The following is a 15,661-nucleotide window of genomic DNA, read 5'->3' on the forward strand; positions in this document are numbered from 1 at the left end:
AAGGACCGTGGGGACGCTCCTATGGCGCGTCAAGTGGCTGGGGTGGGCTTTCGAGGCGTCGGTAGAGGTCTCTTGCGATGTATCGCTTGAGGCAGCGTTTGATCTCTCGGTCGGTTTTGCCTTGGGCGCGGCGGCGGTCGGCGTAGGCGCGGGTGGGTTCGTCGTAGCGCAGTCGGGACAGGGCGACGGTGTGCAGGGCGCGGTTGAGTTGCCGGTCGCCTGAGCGGTTGAGCCGGTAGCGGATGGTTTTGCCGGATGAAGCAGGGATCGGGGCGGCGCCGGCGAGCATGGCGAACGCGGCGTCGTTGCGGCAGCGTCCGGGGTGGGACCAGGCGGTCAGGACGGTGGCGGCGACGATGGGTCCGACGCCAGTGAGGTCGAGCAGGTCGGGGCGCCAGGAGCGCACGATCATGCGGATGGCTGTCTCGTGGCTGGCTGCCTCCGTTTCCAAGGTCCGAATGCGTCGGGCGAGATCACGTAACACTGCCAGCGCGGTGGCGGCCTCGATGTCGCCACCGGCCGTGGTCGGTCGCAGCCGGCCAGCCGTGGTGATCATCGTTCGGGTGCGCTGCCCGCGAAAGCGGGTTCGCACCGCTTCGGGAGCGGTGATGACCATCGCGTGCAGCTGCCGCTGGGCGGCGGTGGCAGCCTCGACGGCCGCCCGGCGGGCGGTCAGCCGCATCTGCAGCGCTGCCCGCTGAGGCCCGGTCTTGGGCTGCGTCAGCCGGGTGCGGGCCAGGGCATCACGGGCGGCGCGTTCGGCGTCGATCGGGTCGGACTTCGCCCCGGCCCGGCGAGTCGGCCGCTTGGGGCGGTCCAGCTCGACAACCAGCTCACCGGCATCGGCCAGATAACGGTGAAGGCCGGCGCCGTAGCCGCCGGTGCCCTCCAGCGCCCAGGCCCGCAACCCTGACTGCTCATCGGCCAGGGCTACCAGCTCGGCGTAGCCGTCCGGGTCGGTGTTCACCCTGACCCGTGCCAGCACGGCACCGGTGCGGGCATCGAGGACCGCGGCGGTGTGGGTGTCTTTGTGCGTGTCGACGCCGATGACGACCTCGACCAGATCTGCCAGCATGGACATGCGTTCTCTCCTCACCGTGGGGGACGCGAGGTCCGGTCCGGCGCGGAGATGGCAGGACTGTGATGAGACACGCCAGCCGCTAACTGGCGGTCAAGCTCCTGATCAGGCCAAACGTCTCCCGCCGGGCCGGCGCTGGCAGCAGCAGACGGACAAGTCCCGCCAAGGGCACAAAGCCAGTCAGACGAAGGGTCACGCCTGCCACTGCCAGCCATCAGCTCATCACTACTGAACCGACCCCGCCATGCTCACAGTCAGCCGAGCAGCGTCCGCAGCGCCTCGGCCAGGCCGGAACCGGCGGTGACCGGGCGGGCGAAGGACAACCGGGTGTCGGCGTGACCGTCCGGCCGCTCCGTGCGCAGCACGATGCCCTCGGCGTCGAGCGCGACCGGGACGATCCGCGTCGCACCGGCGGCGTCGACGAGCGCGCCGAGCCGGTCGAGGACGTCGCGGTGGCACCGCGTCAGGTGCGCGAGGTGGGCCGCCTCGTCGACGGCGATCGGATCCGGGCGGGCGGCACGGTACGCGCCGAGGTCCACCGCGACGGGATCGGCGGCCCGGTCGAGGACGACCTCGTCCGGCGCGATCGCCCACAGCGCCACCGGGGGCAGGTCGAGCAGCGACATCACGGTGGTCGGATCGCAGGAGTCGAGGGCGGCCGGGTCGAACCGGCGGGCGGTGCCGAGGATCCGCAGCCGGGCGCGCACCCGGGAGCGCACGGCGACCGGGGCGAGGTGGGTCACGTCGAGGCGTACCGCGCCGGTGTGGCCGCGCGCGGCGACGAGCAGGCCGCCGGTGCGGCTCATCGCGTCGACAGCGAGGACGACCGTGCCGTCGGGGAGGACGGCGTGGGCGGAGAGGAGGTCGGCGGTGGTGTCGCCGATCGTGAGCCGCAGCGAGGAGGCGGCGGTCAGCACGCACCGGGCGGTGACGGCGTCGCGGGGCGTGGAGGTGGCCGTACTGCCCGCCGACGGCCCTGCGGCGACCGGGACGAGACCGGCCGCCGGGGCCGGGCGCCCCGCGGGGTGCAACGCCATGTCTGTCTCCTCGGCCGGGAAGGGGTGAAGTCGGCCCAGGTCAGACGGTAGTAGGTAAGGCTTACCTGTGCAACGGCGGTGGGGTGCCGAAGACGCGGTACGGGTCACGACGGTGAGCGTCGTGACCCGTACGGGGCGTGCTGTCCGATTTGTCAGGCGGGCTGGTAGGTGAGGCAGTCGCTGACCGTGGCGCCCGGACCGACCGTGATCGACTCGGCGGTGCAGGCGAGGTTGGTGTTGTAGACGCACTCGGCCCGCGCGCACGCGCCAACCGCGCCGGTGACCTCCTTCATCCCGCCGCTGAGCGACGACTCGACGAACGTCGCGCAGGAGGCCGCGTCGGCGGTCGCCGCCACGGTGATCGCGGGAGCGTGACAGCCGCTGTCGTTGAAGCTGCACGCGGTGGCGGCGCATTCACGGACCGGCGGAGACTGCAACAGGGTCTTCATGGTGCCTCCAAGTCATGCGGGCCGGCGGACGGAAAGGCCGGCCTCGTGGTGCTCGAATGCCATCTCGTATTTGCCGTGCGGCCCGGTGCTCAAACCCGTCGGCCGCCAGTGAGGATCATGCTCACCTTAACAACAGAATGCGCGGTAGGCAGCCGTACGGAGCCGTTTACACGCCGAATTCCGTAGGGCGAAGATAAGGCTAACCTTTGTTAGGTGAGTCTTTCTTGACTCGCCGCCACGGCGAGTGCCGGCGCGCGTCAGCCACCCGTCCGACCCGGATTGAACTGCGCGGACGCCGCTGTCGCTCCGCTCGCGGTCGGTGCGCCGGTGACGGAGTGAGCGAGCGCGCGACGACGGCGATTCCGCCCACGGCCGGCGCCATTCGGGTCGCCGCCGGAATGAGCCCGGGAAATCAACGCAACGGCCGGGATTCGGGCCGGCCCGGTGGTCGGAATGCGAATCCGGTGGCCGGAGGCGCAGGCTCCGCATTCGCGATGTCCTCCGGGCGGGGGTCCCCCGTCGGCGTGGTCGTGGCACCCTGGGCGGACGGCAGGCCCGGCGGACGCGGGGCGGGACGACGGGTGGAGGCGGCGTGATCGAGGGGTGGCACGGCTGGTTCGGCACGATCAACGGGGTCGTGCTGCTCACGGTGGCCGCGTTGCCGGCGGCCGCGCTCGTGGTGTGGGTCCTGGCCCGGCGGCGCGGCGGCACGCGGCCGGCGTGGCGGCGGTCGCTGGCCGAGGTGGGCATCGTCTACGGGACCGTGCCGTGGGTCTGGATGATCATGTTGCCGGGGGACGGCGCCGGTGTGGTTCCCGGCCGGGTGAGCCTGGTGCCGCTGCGGGACCTGCTGACCGTCCTCGCGAGCGGGCCGCTGACGGTGACCGTCCAGATCGTCGGCAACCTGCTGGTGTTCGCGGCGCTCGGGTTCCTCGGCCCGACGCGGTTCGCGGCGCTGGCGTCGATACCGCGGATCCTGGCGCTCGCGGCCGGCTGCTCGGTCCTGGTCGAGGTGGCGCAGTACGTCCTGCGGCTGGACCGGGTGTCCTCGGTGGACGACGTCCTGCTCAACACCGCCGGCGCCGGACTGGCCGCGCTTGCGTCGCGCCGCTGGTGGCGCGAGCCTGCCGGGGTGCAACCGGCCGCGACCGGTCCCGGGGCCGGCCCGCTGAGCGGGGCGCGGTCCGGGTAGCCGGGACGCACGATGGGCCGGACCTGCCGGCCCGGCCCATCGCGTGCGTCAGGTCGACGCGATCAGTATCCGCTCAGGAGATCTTCTTCGCCAGAGCGGTGGTGGCGCCGCCGTGCTCGTACGAGACGAGCAGCGAGGTGCCGGCCGGGAGCGACCCGCTCAGCGGCAGGACGAGCGTGCCGTCCTTCCGCAGGCCGGCCTGGGTCTGCGCCACGACCTGGTTGCCGTCCCAGAGGAAGGCCCGGGCGGTGCCGGCCTTCTTCACCTGGAGCTGGACGGACACCTTGCTCGCGTTGCGGGTGACCTTCTTGATCTTCACGGTGTTGTCCGCCAGCTTGGCGTAACCACCCGGTGCGACCCCGTCCGACACGGACTGCAGCAGGGTCTGCGGCGAGTCCACGCTCAGCGCCGCGGTGTCGGGCATGATCGGAGCCTTCGGCGCCGACGGCTTCGCCGGCAGGTCCGGCAGCAGCGCGTTGCCCCAGCGCCACGGGTCGGCCCGTACGCCGCTCCAGGTCGACCAGCCGACCCGGGTCTGCGAGCTGAGGTCCTGCGTGTCCGAGTCGTTGACCAGGATGTTCAGGCCCATCCGGCTCGGGTCGATGGTGTCCGGCAGCACGCTGAACGGAATCTTGACCTCGATCCGGTACCCGGTGTACGGGTTGCTGGTCACCACGGAGGCGATCTCCACACCCGGCGCGGTCTCCGGGCCGCCCTGGTGGTTGTCCCGCTCCCGGGCGAAGCACGGCGGGTTCCCGTTGGCCGGGTCGTTCGTGGCCGGGAAGAGCGCCATGTTGAACACCGTGGACGTGTTCGCCGAGTTGCCGCGCGGGTCGATGCCGAACTCGATGTTGTCGTTACGCCGCGGACGCTTGCAGTCCTCCGGCGGCAGGACGGTGCCGAGCACGTCATCGGTGATGTTGAAGATGGCGTACAGGGCGTCGTCGGTGTGGGTGAGCTGGGCGGTGCCGGAGATGTCCGACGCCGGGGCGGCGGTGCCCTCCCAGCGGGTGGAGATGTCGATGACCTCGCCGGTGTACTCGTGGTCGTGACCGTGACCGTCCACCGTCGGCGCGGTGGCGGCCTTCGGGATCGTGGTGGTCGGCACCAGGTTGAACGCGCCCGGCTCGTTCGCGCTGCCACCGGTGTAGCTGGTCTCGATCTGCACCCGGTAGGCGCCGTTGTCCGGGGCCCGGTTGGCCGTCGGCAGCGACGTGTCGGTGTTGGTGACGGTGAACGTCACCGAGGTGGTGGCGCCCGGCTGGAGCCCGCTGTACGGCACCTGCTGCTCGGCCACCGAGAAGCCGGCGGGGACGTTCAGCTTGACCGCGCCGGACTCGACCCGGGTGCCGTGGTTGGTCAGGTTGACCTTGACACTGCGGGTGCCGCCACTGGAGATGTTCAGCAGGGACTCGATGAGGGCGTCGAGCTGCTGGGTCTTGTTGCGTACGGTCCAGGCGCGGAAGTCGGCGATCTCCTCCAGCGGCTCCAGGGTGCCGCGCACCGGAGCGGTGCCCTGCACGCGGGCGCTGCTGGTGCCGCTGCCGTCCTTCTTGCTGGTCAGCGTGGCGTCGAGCTTGAAGCGGGTGCCCACCTCGACCTGCGCGGGCGGGGTGACCGTGAAGGTCTTCACGACCTCCTTGCCCGGCGTGAGCGTGCCGACGTTGCCGTTACCGGTCACCGTCCAGCCGGCCGGGACGTCCAGGGTGACCTTGGCGCCCGGGATGGCCTTCTCGGCGTACAGGACGGTGTCCACCTTGATGGGCTGACCGCCGACGGCCTCCCAGGTGCGCGGACGCACGTGGACCTCGGTGCCCAGCGGCAGGCCGCCCGGGGCACGCAGGGTGGCGCCCTGCAGCGCGCCGGTGCCGGCGCCCACGTTCGGGTCCGGGTACGGGGTGCGGGTGTCGATCAGCGTCAGCCGGTTGCAGCCGATGGCGTCCGGGTTGGTCGTCGGGAAGGAGCTGTTGCCCCAGCCCTGCGACACGTACTCCCGGCGGGCCCAGGTCTGGACCGTGTTCCACCGGTTGCCGTCGTGGCGCGCCGACTCGTAGCCCTGCCAGGTGCCGAAGATGACGTTGCTGGCCTCGGCCGGCGTGAACGTGGTCTCGCAGGCGGGGCCGTTGGTGCCGGTGGTGCCGCTGCCACCGGTCTGGAAGATGCGGGAGACCCGCCAGGGCTCGAGCCCTTCCTTCTTGATCTGCTCCGGGAACGCCTTCGGGTCGGCCGCCGCGTAGAAGGCCTCCACGGCCAGCATGGCCGCCTTCTGGTGGTTGCCGTGGTTGCCCTGGGTTGCCGAGGGGTTCATCGTGAGGATGACCTCGGGCTTGGTGGTCCGCAGGACCCGCACGATCCGGGACAGCGTCTCCTGGTGGCCCCAGACCTCCTCGGTCAGGGGAGCGCTGGCGGTGTACCAGAAGTCCAGCGCGTCCAGGTTGTAGATGTGCTCGATGCCGGCCCAGCCGACGGCCTTGCGCTCCTCGGCCTCCCGCAGGATGCCGAGTTCCGGGCCCTCCTCGAGACCGGTGGCGTTGCCACCGCCCTCGCCGCGGGTGGTGGTGATGACGCCGGCCTTCATGCCGTGATACTCGTTCCAGTATCCGAGCATGCCGAGCTGGCCGGCCTCGTCGTCCGGGTGGGCGCCGATGAACATGATGTCCAGGTCGACCGGCTTGTCGGACTTCTTGGCCTGGGGCTTCGGTGCTGCTTGCTGGGGGTTGGCCTGGGCCGGAGTGGCCAGGCCCAACGACAGCAGACCGCACATGGCGATCGCTGCGCTGGTGCGCCATCTCATGGGCATACCTCTTCGTCTCGAAGCGAGAGTGCTGCGGCTGGGGACGGTCGGCCCGGCACGGGCCGGCTGACACGTGGCTCGTGCCGGGCCGTGATGCAGACAGCTGTCCACTGAGGACCGTCAGGTCCTCGGGGGTCGTGGTGCTCGACAACGGGATGGTGGTGCTCGCGCACCGTCACGGGGGTGAGCGGTTCGCACGGTGGTGACGTCGGTCCACCGGAAGGCCTTCGGGCCGTAACCTAGGGATCTTGCGGAGGCGTCGTCAATAGGCTCGGACGACTTTCTTCCTTATCCGAATAAACAATCGCCCCTGCTCAGCGCGATCACCGGGAGGTCGACAGTGACCTGTGGACAGTCTATGTCCCGGTTTGGGACCCCGATGTGAACCACAGGGCTCGTTTTTGCCTGCCATGTCGGGCTGGCCCCGGCCCGCCCCGCTTGTCGGCCGCGGAACTTTCCCTGGTCGGCGGACCGAGATCATCTCGTTACTTGACGGCAGAATTTTTTCTCACTAGGAAGAAAGTGTGTCTGACAAAGCCCCGACCAGCCCGGTCAGCCGTGAGCGGTCCCGTGAGATCAAGCGTCTCTCGGTGATCTTGGCCGCCCGGCAGGCCCGGCGGCTGTCCCGCGTGGACCTGGCCGAGATGACCGGCCTCTCGGCGGCCACGGTGACCGCGCTCGTGCGGGAACTCGTCGCCGAGGGCTACCTCATCGAACGTGGCCCCGGTGCGCCCACCACCGGCCGGCCCCGGGAGATGCTCGAGTTCAACCCCCGCGCCGAGCTCGTCGCGGCGGTGTCGCTGGAGCCGCCCCGGATCAGCTGCGAGATCGCCGACAGCGAGGGCGCGGTCATCGCGCACCGCGTCGCGCGGCTCGGCGCGAACGTGGTGGACACCGTCTGCGAGTTCGTCCTCGACCTGGTCGGCGACAACCTGCCCTCGCTGCGCGGCGTCGCGATCGCGGTGCCCGGCGTGTCCAGCAACGGCGCGGTACGCCTCGCGCCGTCGGTCGGACTGGTCGAGGCGTGGCCGATCGGCGAATCCGTGCAGCGGCGGCTCGGCGTACCGGTGGTCGTCGACAACGACGTCAACCTCATGGCTGCCGGCGAGTGCGTCGCCGGCGCCGGCGCGGACGTGGCGAACCTGCTGCTCATCCACGTGGCCGACGGCATCGGCGCGGGTCTCGTGCTCGACGGCAAGGTCCGCCGCGGTGCCAGCGGCGCCGCGGGCGAGGTCGGCTTCCTGCCGCTGGGCGGCACCGCCGAGCGCCGCTACAGCGGCGTCGGCGAGTTCGAGGCCCGGTGGTCGGTCAACGCCGTCGCGGAGCGGGTCGTCGCGCTCAACCCGGGCCGCCGGCCCGAGTCGCCGGTACGGGAGCTGAGCCGGCTCGCCGCGACGTCGGAGCCCGCCCGCGCCTACCTCGACGAGGTCCTCGGCGCCTGGGCCGGGCTCATCCTCTCCTGCGCCTGCGTGGTCGACCCGGGGCTGGTGCTGCTCAGCGGCGCCGCCGCGGAACTCGACGACGCGGCCCTCGACCAGCTCCAGAATCTCGTCTCCGCGCGGACCCCGGCACCCACCGAGGTGCGCCGGGCCACCCTTGGCGACCAGGCCGTGCTGCACGGAGCGATCAGCTACGCGCTCTCGGCCGCGGTGCCCCGACCCTCGCTTCCCTGACCGAAACCGCCCCCGACGCCCCCGACCCCGACACCCCACCCGCACCCACCACCCACCTCACCGACGCCGTCGCGGCGACCGCGTCCGTACCCACGGACGGCCGGTCGCGGCGCGATGCGTCGCGCCCCGGTCCGGGCGCGACGCGCTGATCTTTCTTTCCGCTTCCGATAGTTCCCCCGCACAGTGGAGGTACCAATGAAACGTCGTTTGGCCCTGGCCGTCGCGTTCAGCGCGCTGCTGGCCGTCAGCGCATGCGGCAGCAGCGACGACGACAAGGACGCCGGCTCCTCCGGCTCCGCGTCGGCCGAGAAGGTCGTCATCTACAGCGCCCGTGACAAGTCGGTCACCGACTACGTCGTCGAGCAGTTCACAACCAAGAACCCCGAGTACAAGGGCAAGGTCGAGGTGCTCAACATGGGCGCCCAGGAGGTGCTCGAGCGGGTCCGCGCCGAGAAGGCCAACCCGCAGGCGTCGGTCTGGTGGGGCGGCACCCAGCAGGGCCTCGCGGCCGGCGCGTCCGAGGGCCTGCTGGAGTCCTGGCAGCCGTCGTTCGCCTCGAAGATCGACGCGCGGTACAAGGACGCCGAGGGCCGCTGGTTCGGCGAGATCCTGCTGCCCGAGGTCATCATGTACAACAACAAGGCGCTGACCCCGGAGACCGCGCCGAAGGACTGGGACGACCTGGTCGACCCGAAGTGGAAAGACAAGATCATCATCCGGGACGTGGCCGCCTCCGGCACCATGCGCTCGATCTACGCCTCGATGATCCAGCGCTACACCCCGGACGGGTCGAACCCGCAGCCCGGCTACGACTGGCTGCGCAAGCTCGACGCCAACACCGTCGAGTACGCCGCCAACCCCAGCGACCTGTACCTGAAGATGTCGCGTGAGCAGGGCGTGGTCAGCGCCTGGAACCTCCAGGACATCCTGCTGCAGGCCAACGAGAAGATGCCGTTCGGCTACGTGATGCCGGCCTCGGGCGCCCCGGTGCTCGTCGACGGCGTGGCCGCGGTCAAGGGCGGCAACAGCGAGGGCGCGAAGAAGTTCCTCGAGTTCCTGTTCGACGACTCGCTGCGGGCCAGCCTCGCAAAGGACTACTTCCAGATCCCCGCTGTCGACATCGCCGAGAAGCCCGAGTGGCTGACCAAGCTCGACCTCAAGCCGATGAACGTCGACTGGGACGTGATCGGCAAGAACGAGACCGCCTGGATCACCCACTGGAACGCCCAGATCAAGGGCAAGGGCTAAGACGCTCGGAACCGGGTCGTGCTCCGGCACGGCCCGGCTTCGTCCTGGAAGGACCCACGAAATGATCGATGTCCGACTGACGGCGGTCAGTAAGCGCTTCGCCAAGTCGAGCGACTCCGCGGCGGTCGATGACGTCACCGTCACCATCGGCGCCGGCGAGTTCTTCACGCTGCTCGGACCGAGCGGTTGTGGCAAGACGACGACGCTGCGCATGGTGGCCGGCTTCTACTTCCCGACCTCCGGTCACATCCACTTCGGCGACGACGACGTCACGCACTGGACGCCCAACAAGCGGGACACCGGCATGGTGTTCCAGAACTACGCGCTGTTCCCGCACATGACAGTGGCGCAGAACGTCGCGTACGGGCTCAAGGTCCGCCGGGTCTCCCGCGCCGACCAGGCCCGCCGGGTGGAGGAGGCGCTCGCCCAGGTGCACCTCGCCGGGTACGGCGACCGGCGCATCGACGCGCTCTCCGGCGGCCAGCAGCAGCGCGTCGCGCTGGCGCGGGCCCTGGTGATCCGTCCCCGCACCATGCTGCTCGACGAGCCGCTGTCCAACCTCGACGCGAAGCTGCGCGAGGAGACCCGCGCCGAGATCCGGCGCATCCAGCGGGAGAGCGGCACCACCTCGATCTACGTCACGCACGACCAGGCCGAGGCGATGGCGATGTCGGACCGGATCGCGGTCATGGAGTCCGGCCGGGTCCAGCAGGTCGGCACCCCGCACGAGGTCTACTACCAGCCCGCGAACGCGTTCGTGGCCCGGTTCATCGGACGCAGCAACGTGCTGAGCCTGCCGGTGACCGGCGCGACGGAGCAGCGCGTCCAGGTACGCCTGCCCGGCGGCGCCACGATCGAGGTGGGTGCCCCCACCGGACACGGCCTCACCGAGGGCGACACCGCACTGGTCTCGGCCCGCCCCGAGCACATCGCGCTCGGCGGCGACGACGACACGGCGGCCATGCGCGGCCGGGTCAGCCACGTCGAGTTCACCGGCATGGCCACCCACGTCACCGTCGACGTCGACGGCGACGAGGTGATGGCCGCCCTGGTCGACGCGCCCGCCGGGATGGCGCTCGGCGACGTCGTGGGCCTGCGGCTCGTACCGGAGCGGCTCTGGGTGGTCAAGCCGTGACCGCGGCGACCCCGACCGCCCCCGGCTGGGCGGCGGCCCTCGGCCGGCGCCTGGCCGGCGGGGCGAACTCCCGATGGTTCCCCTACCTGCTGGTGCTGCCGCTGGTCCTGGTGCTGTGGGGCTTCGTCGTGCAGCCGATGTTCGCCACCTTCCGGGAGAGCGTCAGCGCCAACGGCACCGACAACTACCTCCAGTTCCTCTCCTCCTCCGGGGTGGCCCGCGAGTCGCTGTTCACCTCGCTGTTCATCTCCGCGGCGAGCGTGCTGCTCTGCGGCATCGTCGGCGTGGCGATGGCGTTCCTGCTCAAGCGGTTCCACTTCCGCGGCCGGCGGCTCATCGAGGCGTTCATCCTGGTGCCGGCGGCCCTGCCGCCGCTGATCGGCGCCGTGTCGTTCCAGCTGCTCTACAGCAACATCGGCATCGTGCCGCGCGGCCTGCAGGCGCTGCTCGGCACCGACAAGCCGGTCCTGGCCTTCGACGGCATCGCCGGTGTGCTCGTGGTGCACACGTTCACCATGTACCCGTTCTTCTACCTGGCCGCCTCCGCGGCGCTGGCCGGAATGGACCCGTCGGTCGAGGAGGCGGCGTACAACCTCGGCGCGGGCCGGGTACGCGTGTGGCGCACCGTCCTGCTGCCGATGCTCACCCCCGCGTTGATCTCGGCGTCGCTGCTGGTCTTCATGACGTCGCTGGCGTCCTACACCGCGCCACTGCTGTTCAACGTCAGCCAGACCATGACGATGCAGATCTACATCAACCGCACCAACGGCGACCTGCCGATGGCCTCGGCGTACGCCTCGGTGCTCGGCATCGTCTCGATCATCTTCCTGCTGGCCATGCGCTGGTACGAGGGGCGGCGCAACTACCAGTCGCAGTCCAAGGGCGTCTCGGCGGTGCGGCGGGAGATCACCAACCCGATCGGCCGCTGGCTCGCCCCGCTCGCCTCGGTGCTGGCCACGCTGGTCCTGCTCGCCCCGGTCGGCGCGATCGCGCTGGTCGCGTTCTCCGCGGACCGGTCCTGGACCACCGAGGTGCTGCCGCCGACGTACACGTTCGAGAACTTCGTGACCATCTTCACCGACCCCAAGGCGTTCCAGCCGATCCTCAACTCGGTGCAGATGAGCCTGCTCGCGGTCGTCGGCTGCGTGGTGATCGGTGTGCTCATCGCGTACGCGGTGCGGCGGCTGACGTTCGTCGGACGCGGCCTGCTCGACGTGGCCGTGATGATCGCCTGGGCGCTGCCCGGCACGGTCGTGGCGATCAACCTGATCTCGGCGTTCAGCACCGGCAACGCGTTCAGCTTCGGGCAGGTCCTGGTCGGCACGTTCTGGATCCTGCCGCTGGCCTACTTCGTGCGGTTCCTGCCGATCGTGTTCCGGTCCAGCTCGGCGACGCTGGCGCTGATCGACCCGTCGCTGGAGGACGCCGCGCGCAACCTCGGCGCGTCCTGGCTGCGCGCGTTCTACACGATCACCGTGCGGCTGATGCTGCCCGGTGTGCTCGCCGGCGCGCTGCTGGCGTTCGTGCACGGCGTCGGCGAGTTCGTCGCCTCGGTGCTCATCTACACCTCGTCGACGGTGCCGATCTCGGTGGCCATCAACAACCGCATGTACAGCTTCGAGCTGGGCACCGCGGCCGCCTACGGCATGCTCCAGGTGCTGCTCATCTTCGTGGTGATGTGGTTCTCCGGACGGCTGGAGAGCAGCCGGACCGCGACCCGGAGGGCCGAGCAGTGGACGAACTGATCGAGCGGTGGCGGACCGGGGGAGGGCTGCTCCCGGTCACCCGGGTGCCCGGGCACGCGTTCGCGGCCGTGACCGAGGCGGCCGACCTGGCGGTGCTGCCGGTCGGGGCGGTCGAGTGGCACGGTCCGCACCTGCCGATCGGCACGGACCTGATCCTGGCCGAGGGCTTCGCCGGGGAACTGGCCACCGGGTCCGCCCGGGCCGTGCTCTACCCGGCCGCGCCGTACGCCGCCTGCCCGGGCCAGACCCGGCCGTGGCCGGGCACCGTGGCGCTGCGGCCGGAGATCGCCGTCGGCTACCTCGCCGACGTGCTCGGCGGCATCGTCGAGGCGGGCTTCCCCCGGGTGCTCGTGGTCAACGGGCACGACGCCAACATGTCCACCGTCCGTGCGGCGATGGAGTGGGTGTCCGGCCGGCAGCGGGCCAGCATGATGCTGGTCAACTGGTTCCAGCTCCTCGGCCCGGACGAGACCGCCGACATGTTCGGCGAGCTGCCGGCCCGGGGGCACGGCGGCGCGTACGAGAGTTCCGCGGTGCTCGGCTTCGACCCGGCCGCGGTGCGCCTGGACGCGGCGCCGGACCTGCCGCCGAAGCCGAAACTTCCCACCCCGTACCCGTACGTGCTCGTCGAGTCCCGGCCCGACCCCTGGCAGGGCTGGTCGGGCCACATCTCGCTGGCCGGCGAGGAGGCCGGCGACCGGATCCGCGTCACCGCCGGCGCACGCCTGCGTGAGCTGGTCGAGGCGTGGCTCGCCGCGCCGCTGCCCGGGCCACCCGGCGCCGACGGCGAGGACCAGACGACCGGATGAACCACGTGCGGCACGCCGCACGACAACGCACCACCTCGGGAGGCCACCATGAGCTCGTCACTGACCGTCTACCAACAGCACCATCTCCGCGTCGTGTTCGACCACCACGTCGCAAACCTCTACCCGGCGATGGTCACGGCCAGCAAGGCCCACGTCGTCATGCTCGCCGAGCAGGGACTGATCTCCGACGAGGCCGCCGCGACGATGCTGCGCGGCCTGGTCGCCCTCACCGGTGACCGGCCCGAGGAACTGGAGTACGACGGCAGCGTCGAGGACGTCTACTACACGCTGGAGAAGCGGCTCGCCGCCGCGGCCGGCATCGAGGTGTCGCAGCTGAGCGTGCAACTCGCGCGCAGCCGCAACGACCTCGACGCCGGCGTCTTCCGGATGGTGCTGCGCGACCAGCTGCTCCAGGTGCTCGACGCCCTGCTGGCCACCGGCCGTACCGTGCTGGACCGCGCGGACCGGCACGCCGACGTGGTGATCATCGGGTACACGCACCGCCGCCCGGCCCAGCCGACAAGCATCGGGCACGTCTTCGCCGGCTACGCCGAGGCGCTCGCCGGCGAGGCGGCCGCGTACGCCGACCTGCTGGACGAGATGAACCGCTCGCCGCTGGGCTCGTGCGCCTTCGCGGGCACCGACCTGGACATCTCGCCCCGCCGGCTGGCCGACCTGCTCGGCTTCGACCAGCTCATCGTCAACTCGTACGAGGCGGTGGCCGGCGCCGACCACCTGGTCCGGGTCGCCACGCTCAACGCGCAGGCGCTCGCCACCGGCGCCCGGCTCGCCCGCACGCTGATGGACTGGCTGAGCTGGGGCTGGGTGGTCACGCCCGGCGAGTTCACCCAGGGCAGCAGCATCATGCCGCAGAAGCGCAACCCGGTGGTGCTGGAACACCTCGTCTCGATGGCCGGCGCCGCCGCGGCCGACGCCGCGAGTGTGCTCAACAACGTCGGCGCCGCCTGGTGGGAGGACTCGAACAACGCCACCACCGACGTGCAGGCCCGGCTCTGGGACGGCGACGACCGGGCGTACCGGTTCTTCTCCCTGCTCGGCGGCCTGATCGCGAAGCTGGACCCGCAGCGCCCGCCGTCCGGCGAGGAGATCGTCGCCTCCGGCGCGACCACCACCGCCGCGGCCGACGCGCTGGCCCGCCACGGCGTGCCGTTCCGGGGCGCCCACTCGCTGCTCGGCCGGCTGGTCCGCGGCGGCGCACCCGCCGGCTGGACCGAGGAGTCGGTCCGGTCCACCGCCGCCGACCTCGGTCTGGCGCTCGACGACGCCGCGGTACGGGACCTGCTGGCCGCCGCGGTCCGCCCCGAACTCGTGCTGCGCCGCGCCCAAGCCGACGGCCCCGGCGAGGCGGCCGTCCGGGACCAGGTCGGACGACTGTCTACAATGCTCGACGCGGTGCAGGAGCGGGCGCAGACGTTGCGCGAGCGGCTGACCCGTGCCGACGCGGCTCTCGCCGAGGCGGTCGCGGCGAGGGTAGGCCCGTGACAGGGCGGCAGACGCAGCTGGCCGTGGTCGCGGACGTCGTGTCGCGGCGACCACGTGATCTGGACCGACGGCCCGAAGGGCGATCTGACATCACCATGGAACGACCGGCAATTCCGCGCCTGCTCGGCATCGACTTCGGCGGCACCAAGATGGCCATCGGCGTGGGCGACACCGACGGCCGGCTGCTCGTCTCCGAGCGGCTGCCCACCAATGCCGAGCAGGGCGCGCAGCAGGCCCTCACCCGGGCGCTGGACCGGGCGCGCGAACTCGCCGAGCAGACCGGCGGCACGCTGGTCGCGGCCGGCGTCGCCTCGCCCGGCGTCGTCCACGACGACGGCATCGAACTGGCGCCGAACGTGCCCGGCTGGGAGCAGCTGCGGCTGGCCGACGCGGTCCGCGCCCACCTGAACCTGGCGCACGTGCGGGTCACGAACGACCTGAAGGCCGCCGCCTATGCCGAGCTGCGGCTCGGTGCGCTGCGCGACGCCGATCCGGGGCTCGTCGTCGGGCTGGGGACCGGGGTGGCCGCGGCGGTCACCGTCAACGGCGAGGTGCTTCCGGGCCGCCACGGCGCGTCCGGCGAGATCGCCTACGGACTGACCGATCTCAGCTGGCCGCCGCGCCTGGAACCGATGCTGGAGGCGACGTTCTCCGGCCGGGCCCTGGACGAGCTGGCGCAGCGGCTCGGCGTGGACGGCCGGGCGGCCGGCCTGTGCGCGGCGGCGGAGCAGCCCGGCCCGGTACGCGAGCAGCTCCGCCTGCGCGTCGACGAACTGGCCCGCCAGCTGGTCACCTGCTGCCTGCTGCTCGACCCGCAGCGGATCGTGCTGGTCGGCAGCGTCGCGGGCAACGACCTGGTGCGGGAGTTGCTGACCGAGCGGCTCACGCACACGCTGCCGTACCCGCCGGAGGTCGTGCTGTCGGACTTCGCGCAGGACGCCGCGCTGCTCGGCGCGCTCGCCCTGGCGACCGAGGCGCAGCCCGCGGTGGTCTGACCG

12 protein-coding genes are annotated in these 15,661 nt (G+C 71.4%); 8 read left to right on the forward strand and 4 right to left on the reverse strand.

The features are described 5' to 3' along the window. Positions 1-19: 19 nt before the first annotated feature. From O7604_RS21010 to O7604_RS21020, 3 genes are all read right to left on the reverse strand, one after another. Positions 20-1,081 (reverse strand): IS110 family transposase, encoded by a 1,062-nt coding sequence (locus O7604_RS21010; RefSeq protein ID WP_120572001.1) that lies wholly within the window; start codon positions 1,079-1,081, stop codon positions 20-22. Between the two features lie 251 nt (positions 1,082-1,332). Further along, entirely contained in the window at positions 1,333-2,115 is a 783-nt protein-coding gene (locus O7604_RS21015) for a DUF2470 domain-containing protein (RefSeq protein ID WP_281577501.1), read from the reverse strand. A gap of 152 nt (positions 2,116-2,267) precedes the next feature. After that, positions 2,268-2,564: a DUF1540 domain-containing protein gene (locus O7604_RS21020; RefSeq protein ID WP_091416833.1), complete on the reverse strand. Its 297-nt coding sequence runs from the start codon at positions 2,562-2,564 to the stop codon at positions 2,268-2,270. Positions 2,565-3,156: 592 nt separating this feature from the next. Between O7604_RS21020 and O7604_RS21025 the strand changes: the two genes are divergently transcribed. After that, entirely contained in the window at positions 3,157-3,756 is a 600-nt protein-coding gene (locus O7604_RS21025) for a VanZ family protein (protein ID WP_281577502.1), read from the forward strand. Positions 3,757-3,829: 73 nt separating this feature from the next. Here O7604_RS21025 and O7604_RS21030 read toward each other — a convergent pair whose 3' ends face one another. Next, positions 3,830-6,550, reverse strand: a complete 2,721-nt coding sequence (locus tag O7604_RS21030) for a sugar-binding protein (protein ID WP_281577503.1) — start codon at positions 6,548-6,550, stop codon at positions 3,830-3,832. A gap of 524 nt (positions 6,551-7,074) precedes the next feature. Between O7604_RS21030 and O7604_RS21035 the strand changes: the two genes are divergently transcribed. From O7604_RS21035 to O7604_RS21065, 7 genes are all read left to right on the forward strand, one after another. Then, positions 7,075-8,223: an ROK family transcriptional regulator gene (locus tag O7604_RS21035; protein ID WP_281577504.1), complete on the forward strand. Its 1,149-nt coding sequence runs from the start codon at positions 7,075-7,077 to the stop codon at positions 8,221-8,223. A gap of 195 nt (positions 8,224-8,418) precedes the next feature. After that, positions 8,419-9,471, forward strand: coding sequence for an extracellular solute-binding protein (locus O7604_RS21040; protein WP_269705462.1), 1,053 nt, complete (start codon positions 8,419-8,421; stop codon positions 9,469-9,471). 61 nt (positions 9,472-9,532) lie between these two features. Beyond that, the gene (locus O7604_RS21045) at positions 9,533-10,606 is read left to right on the forward strand and encodes an ABC transporter ATP-binding protein (protein WP_269705463.1); all 1,074 of its coding nucleotides are present in this window, start codon (positions 9,533-9,535) and stop codon (positions 10,604-10,606) included. After that, positions 10,603-12,351 carry an iron ABC transporter permease gene (locus tag O7604_RS21050; RefSeq protein WP_269705464.1) on the forward strand — a complete coding sequence of 583 codons (1,749 nt, stop codon included), beginning with the start codon at positions 10,603-10,605 and terminating at the stop codon, positions 12,349-12,351. The genes O7604_RS21045 and O7604_RS21050 overlap by 4 nt, the downstream gene beginning before the upstream one ends. After that, positions 12,339-13,160 carry a creatininase family protein gene (locus tag O7604_RS21055; protein ID WP_269705465.1) on the forward strand — a complete coding sequence of 274 codons (822 nt, stop codon included), beginning with the start codon at positions 12,339-12,341 and terminating at the stop codon, positions 13,158-13,160. The genes O7604_RS21050 and O7604_RS21055 overlap by 13 nt, the downstream gene beginning before the upstream one ends. Positions 13,161-13,208: 48 nt before the next feature. Next, a complete protein-coding gene (locus tag O7604_RS21060) occupies positions 13,209-14,663 on the forward strand; it encodes a lyase family protein (RefSeq protein ID WP_269705466.1) in 1,455 nt (484 codons plus the stop codon). Positions 14,664-14,758: 95 nt separating this feature from the next. Beyond that, positions 14,759-15,658 (forward strand): ROK family protein, encoded by a 900-nt coding sequence (locus O7604_RS21065; RefSeq protein ID WP_269705467.1) that lies wholly within the window; start codon positions 14,759-14,761, stop codon positions 15,656-15,658. The last annotated feature ends 3 nt before the right edge of the window (positions 15,659-15,661 follow it).

Source organism: Micromonospora sp. WMMA1947, from assembly GCF_027497355.1.
Taxonomy (GTDB): Bacteria; Actinomycetota; Actinomycetes; order Mycobacteriales; family Micromonosporaceae; genus Micromonospora.